The organism is Nocardiopsis moroccensis, assembly GCF_055763695.1.
Genome location: NZ_CP199747.1, coordinates 2,753,464 through 2,775,605, shown reverse-complemented (window position 1 = coordinate 2,775,605; position 22,142 = coordinate 2,753,464). Strand labels below are relative to the sequence as shown.

The 22,142-nt window shown below is 70.7% G+C and carries 22 protein-coding genes; 9 read left to right on the top strand and 13 right to left on the bottom strand.

Annotation, left to right across the window (positions count from 1 at the left end):
• Positions 1-60 precede the first annotated feature (60 nt).
• The 10 genes from ACUKCB_RS12315 to ACUKCB_RS12270 form a co-directional block, all read right to left on the bottom strand.
• Positions 61-777, bottom strand: coding sequence for a DUF4191 domain-containing protein (locus tag ACUKCB_RS12315; RefSeq protein ID WP_191273421.1), 717 nt, complete (start codon positions 775-777; stop codon positions 61-63).
• A 214-nt stretch (positions 778-991) separates the two neighbouring features.
• A complete protein-coding gene (gene lipA, locus ACUKCB_RS12310) occupies positions 992-1,945 on the bottom strand; it encodes a lipoyl synthase (protein ID WP_473040631.1) in 954 nt (317 codons plus the stop codon).
• Between the two features lie 96 nt (positions 1,946-2,041).
• Positions 2,042-2,746 carry a lipoyl(octanoyl) transferase LipB gene (gene lipB, locus ACUKCB_RS12305; RefSeq protein WP_473040630.1) on the bottom strand — a complete coding sequence of 235 codons (705 nt, stop codon included), beginning with the start codon at positions 2,744-2,746 and terminating at the stop codon, positions 2,042-2,044.
• A gap of 9 nt (positions 2,747-2,755) precedes the next feature.
• The gene (locus tag ACUKCB_RS12300; RefSeq protein ID WP_473040629.1) at positions 2,756-3,688 is read right to left on the bottom strand and encodes a TIGR01777 family oxidoreductase; all 933 of its coding nucleotides are present in this window, start codon (positions 3,686-3,688) and stop codon (positions 2,756-2,758) included.
• A 351-nt stretch (positions 3,689-4,039) separates the two neighbouring features.
• Positions 4,040-4,603: an NADPH-dependent FMN reductase gene (locus tag ACUKCB_RS12295; protein ID WP_473040628.1), complete on the bottom strand. Its 564-nt coding sequence runs from the start codon at positions 4,601-4,603 to the stop codon at positions 4,040-4,042.
• Between the two features lie 192 nt (positions 4,604-4,795).
• Entirely contained in the window at positions 4,796-6,580 is a 1,785-nt protein-coding gene (gene sucB, locus ACUKCB_RS12290) for a 2-oxoglutarate dehydrogenase, E2 component, dihydrolipoamide succinyltransferase (RefSeq protein ID WP_473040627.1), read from the bottom strand.
• 103 nt (positions 6,581-6,683) lie between these two features.
• The gene (gene lpdA, locus ACUKCB_RS12285; protein WP_473040626.1) at positions 6,684-8,060 is read right to left on the bottom strand and encodes a dihydrolipoyl dehydrogenase; all 1,377 of its coding nucleotides are present in this window, start codon (positions 8,058-8,060) and stop codon (positions 6,684-6,686) included.
• Positions 8,061-8,193: 133 nt separating this feature from the next.
• Positions 8,194-9,717, bottom strand: a complete 1,524-nt coding sequence (locus ACUKCB_RS12280) for a leucyl aminopeptidase (protein WP_473040625.1) — start codon at positions 9,715-9,717, stop codon at positions 8,194-8,196.
• A gap of 355 nt (positions 9,718-10,072) precedes the next feature.
• Positions 10,073-10,864: an adenosylcobinamide-GDP ribazoletransferase gene (locus tag ACUKCB_RS12275; RefSeq protein WP_473040624.1), complete on the bottom strand. Its 792-nt coding sequence runs from the start codon at positions 10,862-10,864 to the stop codon at positions 10,073-10,075.
• The gene (locus ACUKCB_RS12270) at positions 10,861-11,853 is read right to left on the bottom strand and encodes a bifunctional adenosylcobinamide kinase/adenosylcobinamide-phosphate guanylyltransferase (RefSeq protein WP_473040986.1); all 993 of its coding nucleotides are present in this window, start codon (positions 11,851-11,853) and stop codon (positions 10,861-10,863) included. Before ACUKCB_RS12270 ends, ACUKCB_RS12275 begins: the two co-directional genes overlap by 4 nt.
• Positions 11,854-12,059: 206 nt before the next feature.
• On the opposite strand from ACUKCB_RS12270, the gene ACUKCB_RS12265 reads away from it, so the two are divergent.
• Together ACUKCB_RS12265 and ACUKCB_RS12260 are read left to right on the top strand one after the other, a co-directional pair.
• Positions 12,060-12,263 carry a hypothetical protein gene (locus tag ACUKCB_RS12265; RefSeq protein ID WP_473040623.1) on the top strand — a complete coding sequence of 68 codons (204 nt, stop codon included), beginning with the start codon at positions 12,060-12,062 and terminating at the stop codon, positions 12,261-12,263.
• A gap of 83 nt (positions 12,264-12,346) precedes the next feature.
• Positions 12,347-13,558, top strand: a complete 1,212-nt coding sequence (locus ACUKCB_RS12260; RefSeq protein WP_473037630.1) for an IS30 family transposase — start codon at positions 12,347-12,349, stop codon at positions 13,556-13,558.
• 99 nt (positions 13,559-13,657) lie between these two features.
• Here the strand turns inward: ACUKCB_RS12260 and ACUKCB_RS12255 are convergent, their stop codons facing one another.
• Positions 13,658-14,662: an aldo/keto reductase family protein gene (locus ACUKCB_RS12255; RefSeq protein ID WP_473040622.1), complete on the bottom strand. Its 1,005-nt coding sequence runs from the start codon at positions 14,660-14,662 to the stop codon at positions 13,658-13,660.
• A 163-nt stretch (positions 14,663-14,825) separates the two neighbouring features.
• Positions 14,826-15,488: a DUF3043 domain-containing protein gene (locus tag ACUKCB_RS12250; protein WP_473040621.1), complete on the bottom strand. Its 663-nt coding sequence runs from the start codon at positions 15,486-15,488 to the stop codon at positions 14,826-14,828.
• 96 nt (positions 15,489-15,584) lie between these two features.
• Between ACUKCB_RS12250 and ACUKCB_RS12245 the strand changes: the two genes are divergently transcribed.
• From ACUKCB_RS12245 to rpsD, 7 genes are all read left to right on the top strand, one after another.
• Positions 15,585-16,355: a PspA/IM30 family protein gene (locus ACUKCB_RS12245; RefSeq protein WP_191273445.1), complete on the top strand. Its 771-nt coding sequence runs from the start codon at positions 15,585-15,587 to the stop codon at positions 16,353-16,355.
• Entirely contained in the window at positions 16,352-16,630 is a 279-nt protein-coding gene (gene pspAA / locus ACUKCB_RS12240) for a PspA-associated protein PspAA (RefSeq protein WP_473040620.1), read from the top strand. Before ACUKCB_RS12245 ends, pspAA begins: the two co-directional genes overlap by 4 nt.
• A 278-nt stretch (positions 16,631-16,908) precedes the next feature.
• Positions 16,909-17,835 (top strand): zinc metalloprotease HtpX, encoded by a 927-nt coding sequence (gene htpX, locus ACUKCB_RS12235; RefSeq protein WP_473040619.1) that lies wholly within the window; start codon positions 16,909-16,911, stop codon positions 17,833-17,835.
• A 62-nt stretch (positions 17,836-17,897) separates the two neighbouring features.
• Positions 17,898-18,497, top strand: a complete 600-nt coding sequence (gene pspAB, locus ACUKCB_RS12230) for a PspA-associated protein PspAB (protein ID WP_473040618.1) — start codon at positions 17,898-17,900, stop codon at positions 18,495-18,497.
• 333 nt (positions 18,498-18,830) lie between these two features.
• Complete coding sequence (locus ACUKCB_RS12225; protein WP_191273453.1) at positions 18,831-19,181, top strand: HesB/IscA family protein; 351 nt, start codon at positions 18,831-18,833, stop codon at positions 19,179-19,181.
• 242 nt (positions 19,182-19,423) lie between these two features.
• Positions 19,424-20,395 (top strand): carbohydrate kinase family protein, encoded by a 972-nt coding sequence (locus ACUKCB_RS12220; RefSeq protein ID WP_473040617.1) that lies wholly within the window; start codon positions 19,424-19,426, stop codon positions 20,393-20,395.
• A gap of 282 nt (positions 20,396-20,677) precedes the next feature.
• Entirely contained in the window at positions 20,678-21,289 is a 612-nt protein-coding gene (rpsD, locus tag ACUKCB_RS12215) for a 30S ribosomal protein S4 (protein WP_452545992.1), read from the top strand.
• A 225-nt stretch (positions 21,290-21,514) separates the two neighbouring features.
• Here the strand turns inward: rpsD and ACUKCB_RS12210 are convergent, their stop codons facing one another.
• Positions 21,515-21,763, bottom strand: a complete 249-nt coding sequence (locus ACUKCB_RS12210; protein WP_452545994.1) for a sulfurtransferase TusA family protein — start codon at positions 21,761-21,763, stop codon at positions 21,515-21,517.
• Positions 21,764-22,142: the final 379 nt, after the last annotated feature.

Below are 22,142 nucleotides of genomic sequence, written 5' to 3'. Positions count from 1 at the left end.
CACGCGAACGGGGCCGTCACAGCGGGTGTGACGGCCCCGTCGGGGAAGCGTGGGGCAGACTCAGCCTCCGGCCTTGTTGCCGCGCATGCCCTTGGGCAGCTTGGCGCCCTTGGGCATCGGACCCTTGGGCATCTGCGTCGCGGCGGGCAGCGCCTTGAGCCGGTAGTTCAGCTCGGCGGTGTCTGACTTGTCCAGGTTGCGGGGAAGCTTGACCAGCGTCCGCTGCAGCTTGGAGACCGGGACCTGGCCCTCGCCGTTGCCGACCTTGAAGTCGTAGATGGGGGTGTCCAGGGAGACGCGAGCCACGCGCTTCTTCTCCCCGGCGATCAGCCCCTTCAGGCGGCCGGGGTCGCCCTCGCCGACCAGGACGACACCGGGACGGCCCACCACGCGGTGGACGACGTCCATCTGCTTGTTGGCGGCCACACCGGGCTCGACCACCCAGTTGCCGCGCATGTTCTCCAGGATCGCCATGCCCGCGCCCAGCCGTCCGTCCAGCATCTTGTACTGGACCCGCTGGGCGGCACGGGTGAACATGATGAAACCGACCAGGAACGCGATCGGCAGACCGGTCAGCGGCCAGATGATCCAGGAGCCGGTCCAGATACCGATGCCGACGAAGGCGGCGAAGATCAGGACGGCGATGGTGATCGCGATCGGGATCGTGCGCGGGCTCTGCTGGTGCACGACCTTGGCGACCATGCCGATCTGCTTCAACCGGCCCGGCTGCTTCTCGCCACCCTTACCGGCGGTCGTGTTCTCGGACTTCTTCGCCATCGTGCTTTCAGGCAGCGCACACCGAGCGGATCGGCGGGGAAGGAGCTCCCTGTGCTGCCTTGCCTCCTCTTCGCGGTCGACCTACGGTGTGGCGCCTTCCGGCGCCACGAGCTGGGCGCCTGGGACCACCAGGATATGTGTCCGACCCCGAGATGCGGAACGGTGGCCCGCGGGCCACCGTTCCAGCTTGGTCACGACTCGGGTGATTCGGCCGTTATGCGTTGCTCGTGGTTTCGGCGGCCTCGGCGTCACGCTTCTCGCGGGCCTGCTTGTACAGGGTCCCGGCCCGGTAGGACGAGCGTACGAGCGGTCCGGACATGACCCCGGCGAAGCCGATCTCCTCGGCCTCCTTGCCCAGGTCCGCGAACTCCTGCGGCTTCACCCAGCGGTCGATCGGGTGGTGCAGCTTGGAGGGACGCAGGTACTGGGTGATGGTCAACAGGTCACAGCCGGCCTCGTGCAGGTCGCGCATGGCCTCGCTGATCTCCTCACGGGTCTCGCCCATGCCCAGGATCAGGTTCGACTTGGTGACCAGGCCGTCCTCGCGGGCCCTGGTGATGACCTCCAGGGAGCGCTCGTAGCGGAAGCCCGGACGGATCCGCCTGAAGATCCGGGGCACGGTCTCCACGTTGTGCGCCAGGACCTCGGGGCGCGAGCCGAAGACCTCGGCCAGCTGTTCGGGGTCGGCGTTGAAGTCCGGGATCAGCAGTTCGACGCCGGTGTCCGGGTTGAGCTCGTGGATCTTGCGGACCGTCTCGGCGTAGAGCCAGGCGCCGCCGTCCTCTAGGTCGTCGCGGGCCACACCGGTGACGGTGGCGTAGCGCAGCTCCATCTTCCTGACGGAGGTGGCGACCTTGGTCGGCTCCATCCTGTCCAGGGGGCTGGGCTTGCCCGTGGCGATCTGGCAGAAGTCGCAGCGCCGGGTGCACTGGTCGCCGCCGATGAGGAAGGTGGCCTCGCGGTCCTCCCAGCACTCGTAGATGTTGGGGCAGCCCGCCTCCTGGCAGACCGTGTGCAGGCCCTCACTCTTGACCAGGGACTGGAGCTCGGTGTACTCCGGCCCCATGTGCGCCTTGATCTTGATCCACGGCGGCTTTCTCTCGATCGGGGTCTCGCTGTTGCGCGCCTCCACGCGCAGCAGCTTGCGGCCCTCAGGAGCGATGGTCAACGCGAACCCGTTCCCTTCTGTACCCCTTGGCGGGGACCCTCGCGCCCCTTGTGGGGGCTGCACGTCCCGGTGGGGACTGGCTCATGGTGTGCTCTGTCATCCTCGGGCAGTGGCGCCGGAGAGCATTCCGGTGCCGTCGGTGTGGCTGTACTCCGCCGCACCGAGGACGTCGGCCAGATGCCGTTCGAGGCGCGGACGCACGTCGGTGACGGTGACGGCGCGCCCCAGTTCTTCGGTGAGCGAGGTGACCCCCGCGTCGGAGATCCCGCAGGGGACGATCCGGTCGAACCACGACATGTCATTGTCGCAGTTCAGGGCGAGGCCGTGCATACCGACCCCGCGCGCGATGCGGCAGCCGATCGCGGCGATCTTGCGTTCGCTCAGCCCACGTTCCGGGTCGGCGTCCAGCCAGACCCCGGTGCGGCTCTCGACCCGCCTACCGGTCAGGTCGTAGTCCGCGAGGGTGCGGATGACGGCCTCCTCGAGCATGCGGACGTAGGCGATCACGTCGATCGGGTCCGGCAGGCGGACGATGGGGTACACCGTGAGCTGCCCGGGACCGTGCCAGGTGATCTTGCCGCCCCGGTCGATGTCCACCACGGGAGCACCGGGGTCGGTGATGGGACGATCCCACCTCCCGGTACGTTTGCCCGCCGTGTACACGGGCTCGTGCTCCAGGAAGAGGACCGTGTCCGGCACCTCATCGGCGACGCGGCTCCGGTGGAGCCGCTTCTGGAGGTCCCAGCCCTGGTGGAACGGGACGGGGGTGTCGCCCAGCCATGCGTAAACGAGATCACTCACACCACCACCTTACGCCCCGGCGGGAGGGGCGGGTCTGACCAGGATGTCGGATAGCGCACTGTCGACGGTGGGCAGGACGAAGGAATACCCCGCCTCCTCCAGCCGTTGGGGCCGCGCCCTCAGGTCGATCAGCGCGGTCTCCTCCGCGAAGTCCCCCAGGGTCGCGCGCATCGCCGTCGCGGGGACAGGCAGGATCGTCGGACGTCCCAGGGCCCGGCCCAGCGCTTCGGTGAAGGCGGCGTTGCTGACCGGTTCGGGCGCGCACATGTTCACCGGTCCGGTCAGCTCGGGCCGGTCCAGCAGGAAGCGGATCGCACCGATCTCGTCCGTCAGTGATATCCAGGTCATGTACTGGGCTCCCGAGCCCAGACGGCCGCCCAGACCGGCTCGGTACAGCGGCAGGAGCGTTTTGAGCATCCCGCCGGAGCGGGCCAGCACCACGGCCGTGCGCATGTGGGCCACGGACAGGCCGACCTCCTCGGCGGGCCGGGTGGCCGCCTCCCAGTCCCGGCAGACCCGGGCGAGGAAGCCTTTACCCGGAGGGCTCTCCTCGGTGGCCACCGTCCCGCCGGTGTCCCCGTAGTAGTGCATCCCGGAGGCGCTGAGCAAGCGGGGCGGGGGAGACTGCATCCGGGCCAGGGCCCGGCAGAGGGTCCGGGTGCCGCGCACCCTGCTGCGGCGGATGACGGCTCTGCGGCGGCTGGTCCACAGGGCGGGTCCGATCGGTGCGCCCGCCAGGTGGACCACGGCGTCGGTCCCGTGGAGGGCCACGGTGTCCACCCGCCCCTGTTCGGCCCGCCACTCCGCCTCCTCCAGGCGCGGGTCCGGGCCGGAGCGGGGCGGCCGCCGGACCAGGTGCACCACGGAGTGGCCGTCCTCGAGCAGGGACGCCGTCAGCGCTCCGCCGATCAGTCCGCCCGCTCCCGTGATCGCCACTCTCATGAGGGGGTTCTACCCGCTCTGTCCGGTTCGGACCGTGTTCGGACCGTGTGCGGGTTCCTCATGGCCCGAGCCGGGCGGCGGGTCGGGGCGGGGACGGAAAGATTTCTTCGGCTTTTTCGGCGAAAGCACTGCGGGCGGTGCCGGGGTCTTCTAGGTTGAGTGTGGGACATGGAACTCCGCGTCAGCGCGGGGCTACCGTGAGCGATCCCCTGTCGGGCTGGCAGGCTCGCACTCCCGCAGACCTTTGATGATGGGGATCATCAGGGGATGGTGATTGGTGGGGTAGAAAGACGGGGCGGCGCCGTTCAGGCGCCGCCCCGTTCACCGTCGGGGCGGGCCGGCCGTCTCGGCTCAGCCCGGGTAGGGGCGGCGTGCGCGGGCCTCGCGCAACGACAGCGCCCACCACGCCAACTGGTCCAGCATCTCCCCGACCGCGTCCTCCGCGTCCCGCAGGACCTCCGGAGCGGTCCCCTGCGTGCCGAACACGCGCTGCGCGTTGTGCAGGCTGACGGAGGTGCGCACCGTCGTGGCGTGCAACTCGGCGAAGACCGCGCGCAGCTGCTCCACGGCCCGCAGGCCGCCGGACATGCCCCCGTAGGAGACGAAGGCGACCGGCTTGGCGAACCACTCCTTGCGCGCGGAGTCGATGGCGCTCTTCAGCGGCCCCGGGTAGCCGTGGTTGTACTCCGGGGTCACCACGACGAAACCGTCCGCCGCCTCGATCCGGGACGAGAACGCACCCAGCGGCGTCCCGTGCCCGTCGCCGAGGTCGAACTCGGCCACGTCCAGCGCGTCGATGTCGACCCCCGTGCGGGACGCGGCCAGGTCGAGGAACCAGCCGGAGACCACGGGGCCGGTGCGGCCGCTGACGTTGCCGCCCAGGATGACCGCGATCCGAAGGTTCTCTTGCTGCATGTGGTTCCTCGTCTTCGGCCGGCAGGGCTCGGGGGCGGGGTTCAGGGGGTCCTACCCACGTTAGGACGTCAAGTTAGGTTGAGGTCAATTCGGGGTCCGGGCCCGGCCGCACACGGAAGCGGCCCGGGCCGGGCACCGGTGTACGGTGCCCGGCCCGGGCCGGGACGAACATCCCCGGACGGGGGCGCGGGGTCAGCCCAGGCCCAGGTCGTCCTCGAAGGACCCCTCCTCCAGCCGCTCCTTCACGGTCTGCAGGAAACGGCCCGCGTCGGCGCTGTCGATCAGGCGGTGGTCGTGCGCCATCGACAGGTAGACCATCCAACGGACCGCGATGACCTCGCCGCCCATGGCCTCGTCCTCGACGACGACGGGACGCTTGACGACCGCGCCGGCGCCCAGGATCGCCACCTGCGGCTGGTTGATGATCGGGGTGCCGAACAGCGCACCGGTGTGCCCGGTGTCGGTGACCGTGAACGTGCCGCCGCCCAGCTCGTCCGGGCCGAGCTTGCCGGTGTGGGCGCGCTCGGTCAGGTCCGTGATGCTTCGGGCCAGACCGCCCAGGTTCAGCGAACCGGCGTCCTTGACCACGGGCGCGAGCAGGCCGCGCTCGGTGTCCACCGACACACCGAGGTTCTCGACCTCGTGGTAGGTCACCGTCCGGTCGGTGCCGTTGATCACGGCGTTGACCTTCGGGTGGGTCTTGAGGGCCTCCACGGCGGCCAGCGCGAAGAACGGGAAGAAGTCCAGTTCCACGCCCTCGCGCTGGGCGAAGGAGTCGCGGGCCTGGTCGCGCAGGCGCGCGATCTTGCTGACGTCCACCTCGATGACCTGGGTCGTCGTGGCGGAAACGTGCAGAGACTCGACCATGCGGTCCGCGATGGACATGCGCAGCCGGGACAGCTTCTCGGTGCGGCCGCGCAGCGACGGGTCCGGGGCGACCTTGTGCTGGGCAGCCGGTGCGGGCGTGGCGGCGGCTTCGCGCTGGGCCTCGGCGGCCTTGAGCACGTCCTGCTTGCGGATACGACCGCCCACGCCGGTGCCGGAGACCCGGCTCAGGTCGACCCGGTGCTCGTTGGCCAGCTTGCGGACCAGCGGCGTCACGTACGCCTCGGTCACGGCGTCGGTGCCGGTGGCCCGGCCGGTACCGCTGAGCGTTTCCACGTCCACCGACGGGCTGCCACCGTCCTGCTCTCGTGCGGCGGGAGCAGGCGCGGACTGGGCTGCCGGGGCGGGCTCGGCCTTCGGCTCGGCCTTCGGCTCGGCCTTCGGCTCGGGCTCGGCCTTCGGCTCGGCCTTGGACTCGGCCGGGGCGGGGGCCGAACCGGAGCCGCCGACGATCGCGATCTCGGTGCCGATCTCGACCGTCTCGTCCTCGTCGACGAGGATCTTGGTGAGTACACCGGCCACCGGGGACGGGATCTCGGTGTCCACCTTGTCGGTGGAGACCTCGAGGAGCGGCTCGTCCTCCTCGACGGTGTCGCCGACGCTCTTCAGCCACTGGGTGATGGTTCCCTCGGTGACGCTCTCGCCCAGGGCGGGGATGGTCACGGGGGTGCCGGAGCCGTCGGAGGCGTCGTCACCGGAGGCCGGGGCGGCGGGCTCGGGCTCGGCGGCGGGCTCCTCCGCGGCCTCTTCCGCGGCCGGTGCGGGCTCCGGCTCGGGCTCGGCGGCCTGTTCGGGTTCAGCGGCCTGCTCGGGCTCGGCGGACGCGGAGGACGCGTCGTCGTCGGCGTCCTCACCCTCGCCGCCGATGACCGCGATCTCCGCGCCGATCTCCACGGTCTCGTCCTCGTCGACGAGGATCTTGGTGAGTACACCGGCCACCGGGGACGGGATCTCGGTGTCCACCTTGTCGGTGGAGACCTCAAGGAGCGGCTCGTCTACCTCGACGGTGTCGCCCACGTTCTTCAGCCACTGGGTGACGGTCCCCTCGGTGACGCTCTCACCCAGGGCGGGCATGGAAACGGAAGTCGGCATGGGTTCCTCGTTGGATCTGGGCGCGGTACCTGCCCAAGGCCTTGATGGGCAGCGCGGATGTGTGCGGGGGCGGGCCCGTGGGGCCCGCCCCCGGGTGAAGCGGTCAGTCGTGGACGTGCAGCGGCTTGCCCGCCAGCGCGAGGTGCGCCTCGCCCAGCGCCTCCGACTGGCTCGGGTGCGGGTGGATCAGCTGGGCCACCTCGGAGGGCAGCGCCTCCCAGTTGTAGATCAGCTGGCCCTCGGCGATCAGCTCGCCGACACGGCTGCCGACCATGTGGACGCCCAGCACGGGGCCGTCCTTCTCGGCGATGACCTTGACCGCGCCCTGCGTCTGGAGGATCTGGCTCTTGCCGTTGCCCGCCAGGTTGTAGTTCATCTCGACGACGTCGTGACCGCGCTCCTTGGCCACCTTGGTGGTCAGACCCACGGACGCGACCTCGGGCTCACAGTACGTGACGCGGGGGACACCGTCGTAGTCGATCGCGGGCGGGTTCTGCCCGGCGATGTGCTCGGCGACGAAGATGCCCTCGGCGAAACCGACGTGGGCGAGCTGGAGGGTCGGGATGAGGTCGCCGACCGCGTAGACGTTGCCGACACCGGTGTGCAGGTTCTCGTCGACCTGGACGAAGCCGCGGTCGAGGGTGACGCCCTGCTCCTCGTAGCCCAGGCCCTCGGAGACCGGGCCGCGGCCGATGGCGACCAGCAGGACCTCGGCCTCGAGGGTCTTGCCGCCCTGGAGGGTGACGACCACACCGGAGTCGGTGGTCTTGACCGACTCGAACGGGGTGCCCAGCTCGGCCTTGATCTTCCGCTTGCGGAAGGCGCGCTCCAGCAGCTTGGAGCTGGACTCCTCCTCGACGGGGACCAGGTTCTTGAGGGCCTCGACGACGGTGACCTCGGCGCCGTAGGAACGCCACACGCTGGCGAACTCCACGCCGATCACGCCGCCGCCCAGGACGATGACGGACTCGGGGACACGGTTCAGTTCCATGGCCTGGTCACTGGTCATGACCTTCTCGCCGTCGATCTCCAGGCCCAGGGTCTTGGGCTTGGAACCGGTCGCCAGGAGGATGTTCCTCCCCTTGTAGACCTTGCCGTCGACCGTGACCTCGTCCTTGCCGGTGAGCTTGCCCTCACCCTCGACGACGGTGATCTTGCGGGACTTGACCAGCCCGCTCAGGCCCTTGTAGAGGCCGCTGATCACCTTGTCCTTGTACTTGTGCACGGCCTCGATGTCGATGCCCTCGAAGGTGGCCCTGACACCGAAGTTCTCGCTCTCCTTGGCGGAGTCGGCGACCTCGGCCGAGTGCAGGAGGGCCTTGGTGGGGATGCAGCCGCGGTGCAGGCAGGTGCCGCCGAGCTTGTCTTTCTCGATCAGGACGACGCTCAGGTCCAGCTCGGCGGCGCGCAGTGCCGCCGCGTAGCCGCCGCTGCCGCCGCCAAGGACGACGAGGTCGAAGGTGCCGCCGCTCTCACTCACGGGAACGAACTCCTAGTTGTGGTGGCTGGTGATGGGTGGTGGAAGACCGCGGTACGCCGCCGGGGGCGGATCGCGGCTGCCGGGGAGGGGGCGGCAGTCCGGCTCACAGGACTGCCGCTCCGACCTTGCAGGACTACTGCTTGCGGGCGTAGTCCTCGGCGATGCGGACGAGGGTGCGGGTACCCGCACCCGTCCCGCCCTTGGGGGTGTAACCGTGCGGGCCGCCCTGGTTGAAGGAGGGCCCGGCGATGTCGAGGTGGGCCCACTTGGTGCCCTCCTCGATGAACTCCCGGAGGAAGATGCCCGCGGAGAGCATCCCGCCCCAGCGCTCGCCCGCGACGTTGGCGATGTCGGCGACCGAGGAGTTGAGGCCGGCGCGCAGCTCGTCCGGGAGCGGCATCGGCCAGGAGGCCTCGCCCTCGGCGCCTGCGGCGGTGACGATCTCCTCGCGCACGGTGTCGTCGTTGGACATGACCGCGAACACGCGGGTGCCCAGGGCGACCAACTGGGCGCCGGTGAGCGTGGCGATGTCCACGATCAGGTCCGGCTCGTCCTCGTGTGCGCGGACCAGCCCGTCGGCCATGACCAGGCGGCCCTCGGCGTCGGTGTTGAGGACCTCGACGGTCTTGCCGCCGTAGATGCTCAGGACGTCGGAGGGGCGCTGGGCGGTGCCGCTGGGCATGTTCTCGGCCACGGTCAGGTAACCGACGACGTTGACCTTCAGGCCCAGGGTGGAGATGGCGCGCATGGCGGCGAGCACGGAGGCGGCACCGCTCATGTCGGACTTCATCCACTCCATCCCGCCCGAGGGCTTCAGGGACAGGCCGCCGGAGTCGAACGTGATGCCCTTGCCGACGAAGGCGACCGTCTTCGTGGCCTCCGGGTGGCTGTGGGCCAGCCGCACCAGGCGGGGCGGGTTCGCCGAACCCTGGCCGACACCGGTCAGGCCGCCGTAGCCGCCCTCGGACAGGGCGCGCTCGTCCAGGACCTCGACCTCCAGGCCGGCCTGCCGGGCGATCTCCTGTGCCGCGGCGGCCAGGTCCTCGGGGACCAGGTCGGCCGGGGCGGTGTTGACGAGGTCGCGCGTGAAGGAGACGGCCTCGGCCAGGACGGCGGCGCGCTCCACGGCGTCGCCGGCGCCGGCGGCCTCGCTGACCACGGTCAGCTTGGTCTCGGCGGCCTTGGCCGCCTTCTTCTCGGCCTTCTCGCCGGTGCGGTACCGGTCGAAGCTGTAGTTGCCGAGTTCGGCGCCCAGGGCCACGGCACCCGCCTGCTCGGCGGTGGTCGCGGGCAGCGCCAGAACGACACGGCCCGCGCCCTCGGGGCGCGAGCCCAGTGACCGCAGGGCGGTACCGGCCGCACGGGACAGGACATCGGAGTCGACGGGGCCGTCGGTGGGTGCCGGGCCGAGACCGACCGCGACGACGACCGGGGCCTTGACGGCTCCGAGGGAGGCAATGGTGTGCACCTCCTCGGGTGCGCCGCTCGCTCCCAGGAGCGACAGGGTCGAGCCGAGGCCGCCCGCGAAGGCGGCGTCGACGGAATGAGCGCCCGATGCGGGCTCCGGGGCGTCGCCTCCGGAGTGGTAACCGACGACAACCGCGTCGGCGTCGAGCGAACTGGGGGACTCCGTGTTTACTGACAACGTCGTGCTCACGTCCCCGATGCTAGTCCTCCCGTGCCCCCCGCGGCGACGCGGCGCCCCGTGCCCCGTGGGCTCTGACGCGGCGCTCCGCGCCGTCGGGCGAAGTGGAGCGCCCCCCGGGCGGGTCCGCGCCCGTCCGCGGCGTGCGGGGGCTCTGGCCCCTCGCGGGGGGTCTCGCAGGCGGTTGCCGGTGCGGGCCCCCGTCTGCCCGTGGGGTGATCGGGTGAAACTCCGTGTGAAAAAATGTGATCATGCCGACATTGGGGTGCGGGTAAGGTCTACCGGCCAGTAAGAACCGCCTGGTGGGAGCCGCCCCGGCCCCCGGCCACGGCGGACGGTGTGCCCGGGGGCCGGGGCCGGAACTCTCTCAGACCCAGGCGAGCGCAGCCGCCGTCACCAGCAGGGAGGTCGTCGCGGCCGTCTCCACCAGGGCGCCCAGCACGTCCCCGGTGATGCCGCCCAGGCGGCGCACCGCACGGCGCAGCAGAGCGCCCGCCGCCGCCAACCCGCACACCGCCCCCGCGGCACAGGCCGCGGCGAACCCGGGTGAGTGCGCCAACCCGAGCGCGCACAGTGCCAGCACCCCGGCCGCGCACACGGCCGCGGACCGGGGGCGCACCGTCCCCGCCACGAACGCGCCCAGCCCCTCGGGCCGGGCGGGGGGAACCCGGGGCGTGCACGCCAGGGTGGCCGCCAGGCGACCGGTCGCGCCCGCCGTCACCGCGCCGGCCAGAGCGGCCCACGGGGAGGCCCCGACGAGCTGGCCCAACGCCAGGACCTGCGCGCCGACCGCCACCAGCAGGGTGATCACCCCGAACGGGCCGATGTCGGAGCGCCGCATCACCTCCAGCGCGCCCTCGGCCGGGCGGCCGCTGCCCAGGCCGTCGGCCAGGTCGGCCAGCCCGTCCAGGTGCAACCCCCGGGTGAGTACGGCGCCCAGACCGGTCGCGAGCAGCGCCGCCAGTGGAGCCGACCAGCCCCACCACACCCCAGCCGTCGCGAGGGAGGCGGTGACCGCGCCCAGGAGGGCGCCCAGCACCGGGGCCCACCGCATCGCCCACCCGGCCACGGGGCGGTCCACCCGTTCCACCCGCACCGGCCAGGCGGTGAAGGTGCCCACGGCCATGCGGGCCCCGTCCACGGTGTCGGAGCGGCTCACGGAAGCTCCACCACGCGCCCGACCGTGGCCAGCACCACGTCCTCGGACTCCGCGCCCACCCACTGGTTCAGCAGCCCCAGGTGGTCGCGGAAGAGCCGTCCAGACCGGGTCGCCGGGACCACACCCGACCCCGCCTCGTTGGTGACCGCCACGACATAGGCCTGGGTCGAGCGCCAGGCGTCCAGGAGGTCGTGCACGGCGGCCTCCACCCGCTCCTCGGCGTCCCGGGGCGGGTTCTCCTCCCACAGGCCGCACTCGCCCATGACCCAGGTCAGCCAGGTCCCCAGGCAGTCGACCAGGACCGCGCCCCGTGTCTGCCGGAGCAGCACCGCGAGGTCGGTGGTCTGTTCGGTCCGCCACCACCAGGGGCGGCGCCGTACGTGCCGGGCGACGCGCTCGGCCCACTCCGGATCCGCCTCCGCGTCGGGAACCGGGCCGGTGGCCGCGTACACCACCTTCGGCTCGGCCAACAGGCGCAGCTCGGCCTCGCGGGACTTGCCCGAACGCGCACCCCCGGTGACCAGGGTCCGGTGCGGACCGCGCGGTCGGGACTCCGGCCACACCGCGGGCGGGCACGGGATGACGGTGCCGTCCCCCGGGACCAGGGCGCCCCACAGGCGGGCGCGCCTGGCGAACTCCTGCGGTGAGCGGACCCGGTGGTCGCCGCCGACCGCGACCACCGCCGTGGTCACCCCGATCACCCCGGACCGGCGCAGCTCCCCGATGACCTCGGGACGCTGCACGGCGTCCACGATGACCATGTCCACCTGTTGCTCGGGCGCGGAGGAGTACACGGACGAACCCGCGGGCCGGGCCCCGGCGGGCGGCCCGCCGGGCAGCGGGCCCTGGGTGGAGCGGGCGTACAGCAGGCGGCCGCCGTCGGCGCCCTCGACACGGACGCCGTCCGGGGTGGGGGTGACCGTGTACTCCGGTGGGACCGGGCCGACGACCCCGGCCTCGCGGATGCGGAAGCGGTCGTCGACGGTCACCCTCAGCGGCAGACGGCGTTCCGCGTGGGCCTTGTTGCAGGACGAGCAGGTGCACTGCGGGGCCGGCCAGCCCGAGTGACCCGCTGTCCCCAGAAATCGGATACGCACCCAGCAGAGTAAACAGCATGAAGCGCCAAGCCTTGGTTAAGCTCGGCACAGGATCGCGGTGTACCCACCGTGGAACCGGCGACGAAGGGCGGTCGAACATGGCGTGGACGTGGCGCTACCACGAGGCGGACGGTGCCCAGATGAGGGCGGAGGAGCTGCCGGCCGAGTCGTTCACGTCGCGTGGCGACGCCGAGAGCTGGCTGGGTGAGAACTGGGCGGAGCTCGCGGAGGGCGGCGTGGGCAACGTCGCCCTCCTGGAGGAGGACCGGGAGGTCTACACGATGCCCCTGGCCGCCGAGTAGCCCCGCTCCGGGGGTACGCGAAGGCCCCGGCGCCGCCAGCTTAGGTTCTAGTGGTTGTCGCAACACTCCTGCTAGGGAGTGCGATGGATTTCAAGATCCGGAACCGATCCGTCAACCGGGGTCGCCGTAAGCTGACCGATGAGCGACGCGTCTACCTTGAGCTCGTGCAGCAAGGCGTGAGTAGTCAGGAAGCGTGCCGGATCGTCGGGATCAACTATCGGACCGGGAAGCGATGGCGTAACGGCCGCGCCCCGTCCGCAAGGACCGGCGGGGCTCCACCGATCACCACGGTGGAGCCCTCCGGCCCCTCGCGCTACCTGCATGAAGCCGACCGGATCCACATCGCCGACCGGCTGAGGGAAAAGGCCACCATCCGGCAGATCGCCGCGGAGCTGGACCGCGCCCCCTCCACGATCAGCCGGGAAATCCGCCGCAATCGGCACCCGGTCAACGGCCAGTACCGCCCGCACGCGGCCCAGGCCCGGGCCGAGGCCCGCCGTCCCCGCCCCAAGAGGGGGAAGATCGGCCACACCCCCCTTCTTCGGGACTTCATCCAGGACCGCCTCGACAAGAAGTGGAGCCCTGAACAGATCTGTCAGGCTCTGCGGATAGCCTTTCCCGGCCAACCGGAGCTGCACGTGGTCCACGAGACGATCTACCAGGCCCTCTACGTCCAAGGCCGAGGCGAACTCCGCCGAGAGTTGGCCAAGGCGCTGCGATCGGGCCGGGCACGCCGCAAACCGCGCCGCCAAGCCCAGCAGCGCACCCCGCGGTTCTCCACCCCGATGGTGATGATCAGCGAGCGCCCCGCGGAGGTCGAGGACCGGGCCGTGCCCGGTCACTGGGAGGGCGACCTGATCATCGGCAAGGACGGGGCATCGGCCATCGGCACCCTGGTTGAACGCGCCACGCGCTACGTGATGCTCGTGCACCTGCCCCACGGCCGCAGCGCGGAGCACGTCCGTGACGCCCTGGCGGACACCGTCCAACGCCTGCCCACTCATCTGGTGCGGTCGCTGACCTGGGACCAGGGCAGCGAGATGGCCTCCCACGGCTCCTTCACGGTCGCCACGGACGTCCCGGTCTACTTCTGCGACCCGGCCAGTCCTTGGCAGCGCGGCTCGAACGAAAACACCAACGGTCTGCTGCGGCAGTACTTCCCCAAGGGCACCGACCTGACCCTCCACAACCGGGAGCGCCTTGAGGCGGTCGCGGCCGAGCTCAACGGCCGCCCACGCAAAACGCTCGGCTGGGAAACCCCAGCCGAGCGCTTGCATAAACTACTCGCGGCCTGAACCGACTGACCACGTGTTGCAACGATCCCTAGAAACCGCCCAGGGCGCCGGGGCCGAACGAACCCGGGTGGGGCGAGCCCCTCACCGGTCACGCCGACGTCAGCCGCGGATGTTCTCCGGGCTCTTGGTGAGCGCGGGGTCGCGCTCGATGCTGTCGCCGAGGACCTCGTCGATCCGGGCCATCAGCCCGGTGTCGAGCTTGACCCCGGCCGCCTTGACGTTGCTCTCGACCTGCTCGGGGCGGGAGGCGCCGATGATCGCGGCCGAAACGTTGGGGTTCTGCAGGACCCAGGCCACCGCGAGCTGGGACAGGGTCAGCCCGGCCTCCGCCGCCAGGGGCTCCAGGCGCTGCACCCGCTCCAGGAGAGCCTGGTCGGAGACCTTGTCCGCGAGGAACTTCTCGCTCTTGGGGTCGGCGGCGCGCGAACCAGCGGGCAACTCCTGCCCGGGGCGGTACTTGCCGGTCAGGATCCCGCCGGCGATCGGCGACCACACGATCTGACCGATCCCCTCGCGCTCGGACAGCGGGACGACCTCGGACTCGATGACCCGCCAGAGCATGTTGTACTGCGGCTGGCTGGAGACGATCCGGTCGAAGCCCATCTCGTCGGCGATCTTGAGGGCCCGCTCGATCTCCTCGGCGCGCCACTCGGAGACACCGATGTAGAGGGCCTTGCCCTGGCGGACCAGGTCCTCGAAGGCCCGCATCGTCTCTTCCAGCGGGGTGGTGTAGTCGAACCGGTGCGCCTGGTAGAGGTCCAGGTAGTCGGTGCCCAGACGGCGCAGGGAGTCCTCCGCGCCGCGGATGATGTGCTTGCGGGACAGGCCCTTGTCGTTCTTGCCCTCGCCCATGGGCCAGAAGACCTTGGAGAAGATCTCCAGGCCGTCGCGGCGCTCGCCCTTCAGCGCGCGGCCGAGCACCTCCTCGGCCCTGCCCTGGGCGTAGACGTCCGCCGTGTCGAAGGTGGTGACGCCCGCGTCGAGCGCGGCGCGGACACAGGAGGCGGCGGTGTCCTCCTCGACCTGGGAGCCGTGGGTGATCCAGTTCCCGTAGGCGATCTCGCTGATGATCAGACCGCTGTTGCCTAGATGCCGAAAGTCCATGGGGAGCACTCTAGCCCGGGGGAACAGGATGGCGGAGAGCGCCCGCGGTCTTTGCCGGGAACGCTCCCATCGGGGGTGGAAGTGAAGGGCCGGTGCGGACACCGGCCCTGCTCACTCACGTCGGACGGGATGGGGATGACGGGGATACGGTCGGGCGGGCCGTTCAGCGCGTGCTGCTCGGAGCGGGGTCCTCGCCGACCTTGACGCGGGGCTTGGGCAGGCGCAGGCGCCGGAACTGGAGCTGGCGCATCGCGGCGTACAAGCCGATGCCCTTGAGCCCGGAGTCGTCGGGGAAGTACTCGGCGGCACGCCGCTTCACCGTGCGGCCGACCAACAGGCCCTCCGCGATGAGCGTGACCATCATCAGCGGCCACAGGACGTAGGCCACACCCACCTGGAACGCGGGGTTGTTGATGAACAGCAGCGCGATGATCAGGATCGAGAACGGCAGGAAGAACTCACTGGCGCTGCGGCGCGAGTCGATGAAGTCGCGGGCGAAGGCGCGGGCCCTGCCCATGTCCTGCTGGCGGAAGTACTTCTCGTCGCCCTTGGGGGCGCCGGAACGCTGCGCGCCCTTGCCGCGTTGACGTTCAAGACGATCCCGGTAGGCGCGGTATGCCTCCTTACGGGTCTCGGGAGCCTTCACCGGTCGGCGCGGGGTGCTTTCGGATTCCCTGCGCTTGGGGGTGGGCACACCCTTCTTCGGGGTGTATCCCTTAGGTTGGGTGGACTCAGTGGCCTCAGGGCTGGCGGATTCGGCAGAGTTCGAATCCGGGGCTGCGGAAGCGGAGCGACGTCGGAACACACCCTCAGGGTAGCCGGTCATAGCTTTATGGCGACCGCGGGCCAGACCGCGTAGGGTTGGGCAAAGCGCCCGCTGGGAACAGCCGATGTACGCACCGAGAAGGGGACGGCCACGCCAATGAGCGTGTTTCAGCGACTTTCGATGATCTTCAAGTCCAAGGCCAACAAGGCCCTGGACTCGGTCGAGGACCCCAGGGAAACCCTCGACTACTCGTACCAGAAACAGCTCGAACTCCTGCAGAAGGTCCGTCGCGGTGTCGCCGACGTCGCGACCTCCCGTAAGCGGGTCGAGCTCCAGATCCAGCAGCTCGAACAGCAGTCCGGCAAGCTGGAGAACCAGAGCCGGGCCGCCCTGACCCAGGGCCGTGAGGATCTCGCCCGCGAGGCCCTCACCCGCCGGTCCGGGCTGACCAGCCAGATCGAGGGACTGCGCGAGCAGCACGCCAACCTCCAGGGCGAGGAGCAGAAGCTCACGATGGCCGCCCAGCGCCTGCAGTCGAAGGTGGACGCCTTCCGCACGCGCAAGGAGACCATCAAGGCGACCTACACCGCCGCCCAGGCCCAGACGCAGATCAGCGAGGCCTTCTCCGGTATCTCCGAGGAGATGGGCGACGTGGGCATGGCCGTGCAGCGCGCGGAGGACAAGACCGCCGACATGCAGGCCCGGGCCGGCGCGGTGGACGAGCTCCTCGCCTCCGGCGCGCTGGACGACGTCACGGGCACCGGCCCCAGGGACGACATCCAGAACGAGCTCGACCAGATGGCGAGCACGTCCGGTGTCGACGCCGAGCTCGAGCGGATGAAGCTCGAACTGGGCGGCGGCAGCAGTGGCGCTCCCCAGCAGATCGAGGGTGGCAACGGCTCGGCCGGGAACAGGGAGGGCGCATGATCGTCCGCATCATGGGCGAGGGTCAGATGGACCTGACCGACGCCGACATCGACCTGCTCAACGACTTCGACTCCGCCCTGGAGGCGGCGATCGAGTCGGGTGACGAGGCCGAGTTCCGCAAGGCCCTGCACGACCTCCTGGAGAAGGTGCGCCAGGACAGCAAGCCGCTGCCGCCCGACTCCCTGGAGCCCTCGCAGTTCATCCTCCCGCCCGCCGACGCCACCATGGCCGAGGTGCGCGAGATGCTGCAGGACGACGGACTCATCCCGGGCTAGGGGCGTGTCCGCCGAGGACCCGCCACCACCGTCCGGGCGGGTCCCCGGGACAGGCGACCCCGTCGGCCGTTCCGCCCCGGCCCGGGTCGCACTCGGTGCCCCCACAGGCCTTGTTTCCACCGCGGCCGCCGTGACGTGGTCACGGCGGCCGCGGTGCGTCCGGCGGAGGCCCGCGGGCCGGCCGGGGGACGTGTCGCAGGAACACGCGGCGGCCCGCTTTAACCCGTTTCTCACCTGCGCGAACTACACTCCGAACCATCCAGAGGGAAGGAATCGGCGTGGCAGGTTCGAAGTTCCGTCCGGACCGGGGGCTGACGGCCCGGATGGTCATGACCATGGTCCTGCTGTTCCTGGTCTATGTCGCCTTCGTGTTCGGGCTGGTCCTCGCCGGACTCAACATCTGGCTGGTGCTGGTCCTGGTCGCGGCCTTCGCACTGTTCTCCTACTTCTCCTCCGACCGGATCGCCATGTTCGCCATGGGGGCCAAGGAGGTCACCCCCCAACAGGCCCCCGACCTGCACGCCATGGTCGACCGCCTGTGCGCCATGGCCGACATGGCCAAACCGCGCGTGGGGATCGCCGACACCGACGTGCCCAACGCCTTCGCCACCGGCCACAGCGAGAAGTCCGCGGTCATCTGTGTGACCACCGGGCTGATGCGCCGCCTGGACGGACCGGAGCTGGAGGCGGTCGTCGCGCACGAGCTCTCCCACATCGCCCACCGCGACGTCATGGTCATGACCATCGCCGGGTTCCTCGGCATCGTCGCGGGTTTCCTCACCCAGGCCGGGCTGCGCTTCGCCATGTTCGCCGGCGCCGGCGGTGGGCGCAGCAACAACAGCGGGCCCGCCCCGGCGGTCGTCGCACTCCTGGTCGTCGTGGTCAGCGCCCTCGCCTGGGTCCTCAGCTTCCTGCTCACCCGCGCCCTGTCCCGCTACCGCGAGCTCGCCGCGGACCGGGCCGCCGCCTACCTGACCGGCCGCCCGTCCGTGCTGGGCAGCGCCCTGTCCAAGATCACCGGTGACATGGCGCGCATCCCCACCCGGGACCTGCGCCAGGCCGAGCCGTTCAACGCCTTCTTCTTCGCCCCGGCCTTCGCGAAGAAGGGCTTCAGCATGAACCAGCTGATCGCCACCCATCCGCCGGTCGAGCAGCGTCTGGCCCAGCTCTCCGACATCTCCCGCCAGCTCGGACGCGGAGCCTGAGCCCCGCCCCGGGCCCCGCCCCGGGCCCCGCCACCGAACCACCCACGAGGGGAACCCACCACATGAGTTTCTGGCGCGCCCTGCTCGGCCGTTCCAAACCGGTCAAGCCCGACCTCGACGCGCTCTTCGGCCTGCCCTCGGCCGCCCTCACCCTGCGGGCCGGAGCGGGCCTGACCCCGACCGGGACCGGGTCGGTGGCCTTCCGCGCCTCCGAGGGCGCCGCCTTCGCGGACGTCGAGCGCGACGTGACCGAGCTGCTCAACACCGGTGACGGACCCCCGGTCGAGCAGACCACCGACGACTACGGCTACACCTGGCTGGTCCTGCGCGCCGGGGGAGGGGATCCCGGCGACGGGGAGCTGGTGGACACCGACATCACCGGCCTGGTCACCGACCTGCACGCGGTCAACTCGACCCTGGAGGCCAACGGTTACGGCCCCTCCCTGCTGTGCTCCCTCGTGGGTTTCACCGACGGCGGGGGCCGCTCGGCCGGCCTGGTCTACCTGTACAAGCGGGGCACCTTCTACCCGTTCGCACCCCTGGGTGGCCAGCGCCGCGACAACGCACTGGAGCTCCAGGTCGAGGCGGCGGTCTCCGGCGACCTGCCGATGGAGGAGGACCGGTCCCGCTGGTTCCCGGTCTACGGGGCGCCCGGCCTCTGACCGGGCCGGGGCAAGGGGCCGCGGAGGCTCGCCGAGCTGGGCGGACCGTCCCGTGCCGGCCGCGCGGCCCGCATCCGGACCCGCGGAAGATGGCATCCGGGGCCGGGACAAATTACCCTTGGACCCACGGGCACACCCGTGCGCCGCCACGACCGCACGGACACCGTGTGACCGCGGCGGCAGGGCGAACACAGCGGCCACACGGCGGAATGCCACACGGGCTCCCGGCGTTGGGACCCGTTGAAGAGGACTGGACCCGCCCAGGCGGGCCGATCCGGTAAGCGACCGGGGTCGCCAGACGGCCGCAACCCCTTTCAAGAGGAGCTTTACAACATGACGGTTCAGAGCGAGGCCACCACGCAGGGAGTCATCCTCACCGACGGCGCGGCCGACAAGGTTCGGGCGCTCCTTGACCAGGAGGGCCGGGACGACCTGCGCCTGCGTGTGGGCGTCCAGCCCGGTGGTTGCTCGGGGCTGCGTTACCAGCTCTACTTCGACGAGCGCGACCTGGACGGTGACGTCATCGCGGACTTCGACGGCGTCGAGGTCGTCACCGACCGCCGCAGCTCCGCCTACCTCATCGGCGCGACCATCGACTTCGTGGACACGATCGAGAAGCAGGGGTTCACCATCGACAACCCCAACGCCACCGGCTCCTGCGCCTGCGGTGACTCCTTCAACTAGGAGCATCCGGGCGCCCCGGCGCATCAGCGAGGCGTGACCGGACCCGGTGGAGCTGGGGACGGTGTCGGGGGAGGTCGGACGCGTTCGAGCGTCCGCCCTCCCCCTTGTCGTGCCCATCCGCCTGAAGGCGTGTCGACCTGGATACCCTGTGCAGGTCCGAACGGGCCGCCCCCGGCGTGCCCGAACCAGCTCGCTCAGCTCGCCCCCGAGCGAAACCTTCCCTACCAAGGAGCCCACGTCCCGTGCGTATCGCGGTTGCCGGATCCATCGCCACCGACCATCTGATGACCTTCGAGGGTCGGTTCGCCGAGCAGATCATCCCCGAGCAGATCCAGCAGTTGTCCCTCTCCTTCCTCATCGACGAGCTGGACGTGCGCCGCGGCGGCGTCGCGGCCAACATCTGTTTCGGCATGGGCGGGTTCGGCCTCAACCCGGTTCTGGTCGGCGCCGCCGGAGCCGACTTCGAGGAGTACCGCTCCTGGCTCGACCGCCACGGGGTCGACACCTCCGCGGTGCACATCTCCGAGCTGCGGCACACCGCCCGGTTCGTCTGCACCACGGACAAGGACCAGAACCAGATCGCCTCCTTCTACGCCGGTGCCATGGCCGAGGCCCGCAACATCGAGCTCCAGCCGATCGCCGACCGCGTCGGCGGTCTCGACCTCGTTCTCATCGGCGCCGACGACCCGGCGGCCATGGTCCGCCACAGCGAGGAGTGCCGTACCCACTCCATCCTCTTCGCCGCCGACCCCTCGCAGCAGCTCGCCCGGATGGAGGGGCCGCAGGTGCGCACGCTCATCGAGGGCGCCGCGTTCCTGTTCAACAACGAGTACGAGAAGGCCCTGGCCGAGCAGAAGACCGGCTGGTCGGACGCAGAGATCCTCGCCAAGGTCGGCACCCGCGTCACCACGCTCGGCGCCAAGGGCGCCCGTATCGACCGGCAGGGCGAACCGAGCATCCACGTGCCCTCCGCCGCCGTCGACCAGCTCGTCGACCCCACCGGTATGGGCGACGCCTTCCGCGCCGGGTTCCTGGCGGCCCACTCCTGGGGCCTGTCCCTGGAGCGCGCCGCCCAGGTCGGCAACGCCACCGCCGTCCATTGCCTGGAGGCCGACGGCCCGCAGGAGTACGTGCTCACCGGCGCCTCCCTGCTGGAGCGCCTGGAGCGCTCCTACGGCGCCGGGGCCGCCGAGGAGGTCCGCCCCTTCGTGTGAACCGCGCCGCCCGCGGCCGGAAAACGCGCGTTCTGGTCGGGGTGGTGCCCACAAGCCCGTAAAGTGGATGGTCGTGACCCGCACGGGATCCCCGTGCTCCCCCGGTGCGTTGAAACGCGTGCCGGGTCATTCGCCCAAGCCGTTCGCGCCGGGTCACGCGCGGCGGTGGGGAACCCGCTTCCGACCCGCACCGCGGGAACCGGGGCTCGGGCGCCAGGAGCGCCTCCCAGATCTAGGCCAGCCTTACCTGGGATTCCCTGATTCACCCTGAAAGGACTCTGCATGCGCTACACCGGACCGAAGGTGCGGTTGTCCCGGCGCGCCGGCACCCCGCTGACCCGTAAGGCGGTCAGCTACTTCGAGAAGCGCCCGTACCCGCCCGGCGAGCACGGCCGCCGCGTCCGTCGCAACAGCTCCGACTTCGCCGTCCGTCAGGCGGAGAAGCAGAAGGTGCGCTGGTACTACGACCTGACCGAGAAGCAGCTTCTCAGGATCTACGAGAACTCCAAGAAGCGTTCCGGCCGTACCGGTGAGGAGATGCTCGCCGAGCTGGAGCTGCGTCTGGCCACGGTCGTCCTGCGCGCCGGTCTGGCCGCGTCGATCTACGCCGCGCGCCAGTTCATCAACCACGGCCACATCACCGTGGACGGCAAGAAGGTCGACATCCCGTCGTACCAGGTCAAGCCGGGCCAGATCATCAGCGTTCGGGAGAAGTCCCGCTCGATGGTCCCGTTCGTCGAGGCCGCCGAGGGCATCCACGCCGACGACAAGATCGCCGGATTCCTCGCGGTGAGCCACAAGGACCTGCGCATCGCGGTCATCGACCGCCCCAAGCGTGAGCAGATCCCGGTTCCCTTCGACGAGCAGCTCGTCGTCGAGTTCTACGCTCGCTAAGCAGCTCTCGGAGTCGCGGGCCCACCCTCCTCCAGGGCGGACCCGCAGCGCGGGAAAGGCCGCGCGGACCACGTGTCCGCGCGGCCTTCGCCTTGCCCGGCGGCCCCCCGCGCGCCGGACGGGGGTGCGGACGCGCCGTGCCGCCTCCGAAAAACGGGCTGGCGCGAATCGTTATCGCAACGGAACCGGAACCTCCGATCCGACCCCGGGGCCCTCGCCGGGCGGTCAGTACATCCGGCGGATGTGAAACGCGCTACCCCGCGCCAACGGCTGCTCGACGACGAACTCGTGCATCTTCATCCGGCACCAGGCAGGTATGTCCGCGCTCGCCGCGGGATCGTCCGCGGTGACCGCGATGACCGCGCCGATGGGCACTTCGTGCAGTCGGGCGGCGAGCATGATGATCGGGATCGGGCACTTGCGGCCCAGCGCCTCCACGGTGACCAGAGGCCGCGGTCGTTCGGGCACGTCCACCCCTTTCGGTTGTCGTCCTGTGGCCCAATCTTGATCCGGGCCGCGCGAAAAGGCGCACCCGGTTAAGGGTGTCGTAAACCCAGCGATACGCTCGCCTTAGTCTCGCGCCGTGAACGCGTACACCACCGCCGCGGGCGGCGATGTACACGATCGCGGCCGAGGGCTCGGGGGAACGCCGGGCCGCGCCTCGTAGCCAGCCGGGAGGAAGTCCCTCGGGGGCGACCTGGCCCGGCTCCGCGAGACCACCGGGCGTTCCGGGGGGCGTGTCTGGCAACACGCTGACCAGGCAAGCCCATGAACGGCACGCTGGGCGGTTCGCGATAATGTTTCCCCCTGACAAGCTTTGGATACTTAGGCCGCCCGTGGAGGATCCACGGGC

What these genes read in the sequence shown, in the direction of transcription:
- rpsD (WP_452545992.1), top strand. Translation starts at nt 20,678, where the DNA reads ATGCGCTACACCGGACCGAAGGTGCGGTTGTCCCGGCGCGCCGGCACC.
- pspAA (WP_473040620.1), top strand. Translation starts at nt 16,352, where the DNA reads ATGATCGTCCGCATCATGGGCGAGGGTCAGATGGACCTGACCGACGCC.
- ACUKCB_RS12250 (WP_473040621.1), bottom strand. Translation starts at nt 15,488, where the DNA reads ATGACCGGCTACCCTGAGGGTGTGTTCCGACGTCGCTCCGCTTCCGCA.
- ACUKCB_RS12260 (WP_473037630.1), top strand. Translation starts at nt 12,347, where the DNA reads ATGGATTTCAAGATCCGGAACCGATCCGTCAACCGGGGTCGCCGTAAG.
- sucB (WP_473040627.1), bottom strand. Translation starts at nt 6,580, where the DNA reads ATGCCGACTTCCGTTTCCATGCCCGCCCTGGGTGAGAGCGTCACCGAG.
- ACUKCB_RS12265 (WP_473040623.1), top strand. Translation starts at nt 12,060, where the DNA reads ATGGCGTGGACGTGGCGCTACCACGAGGCGGACGGTGCCCAGATGAGG.
- pspAB (WP_473040618.1), top strand. Translation starts at nt 17,898, where the DNA reads ATGAGTTTCTGGCGCGCCCTGCTCGGCCGTTCCAAACCGGTCAAGCCC.
- ACUKCB_RS12300 (WP_473040629.1), bottom strand. Translation starts at nt 3,688, where the DNA reads ATGAGAGTGGCGATCACGGGAGCGGGCGGACTGATCGGCGGAGCGCTG.
- ACUKCB_RS12225 (WP_191273453.1), top strand. Translation starts at nt 18,831, where the DNA reads ATGACGGTTCAGAGCGAGGCCACCACGCAGGGAGTCATCCTCACCGAC.
- ACUKCB_RS12295 (WP_473040628.1), bottom strand. Translation starts at nt 4,603, where the DNA reads ATGCAGCAAGAGAACCTTCGGATCGCGGTCATCCTGGGCGGCAACGTC.
- ACUKCB_RS12245 (WP_191273445.1), top strand. Translation starts at nt 15,585, where the DNA reads ATGAGCGTGTTTCAGCGACTTTCGATGATCTTCAAGTCCAAGGCCAAC.
- ACUKCB_RS12255 (WP_473040622.1), bottom strand. Translation starts at nt 14,662, where the DNA reads ATGGACTTTCGGCATCTAGGCAACAGCGGTCTGATCATCAGCGAGATC.
- ACUKCB_RS12315 (WP_191273421.1), bottom strand. Translation starts at nt 777, where the DNA reads ATGGCGAAGAAGTCCGAGAACACGACCGCCGGTAAGGGTGGCGAGAAG.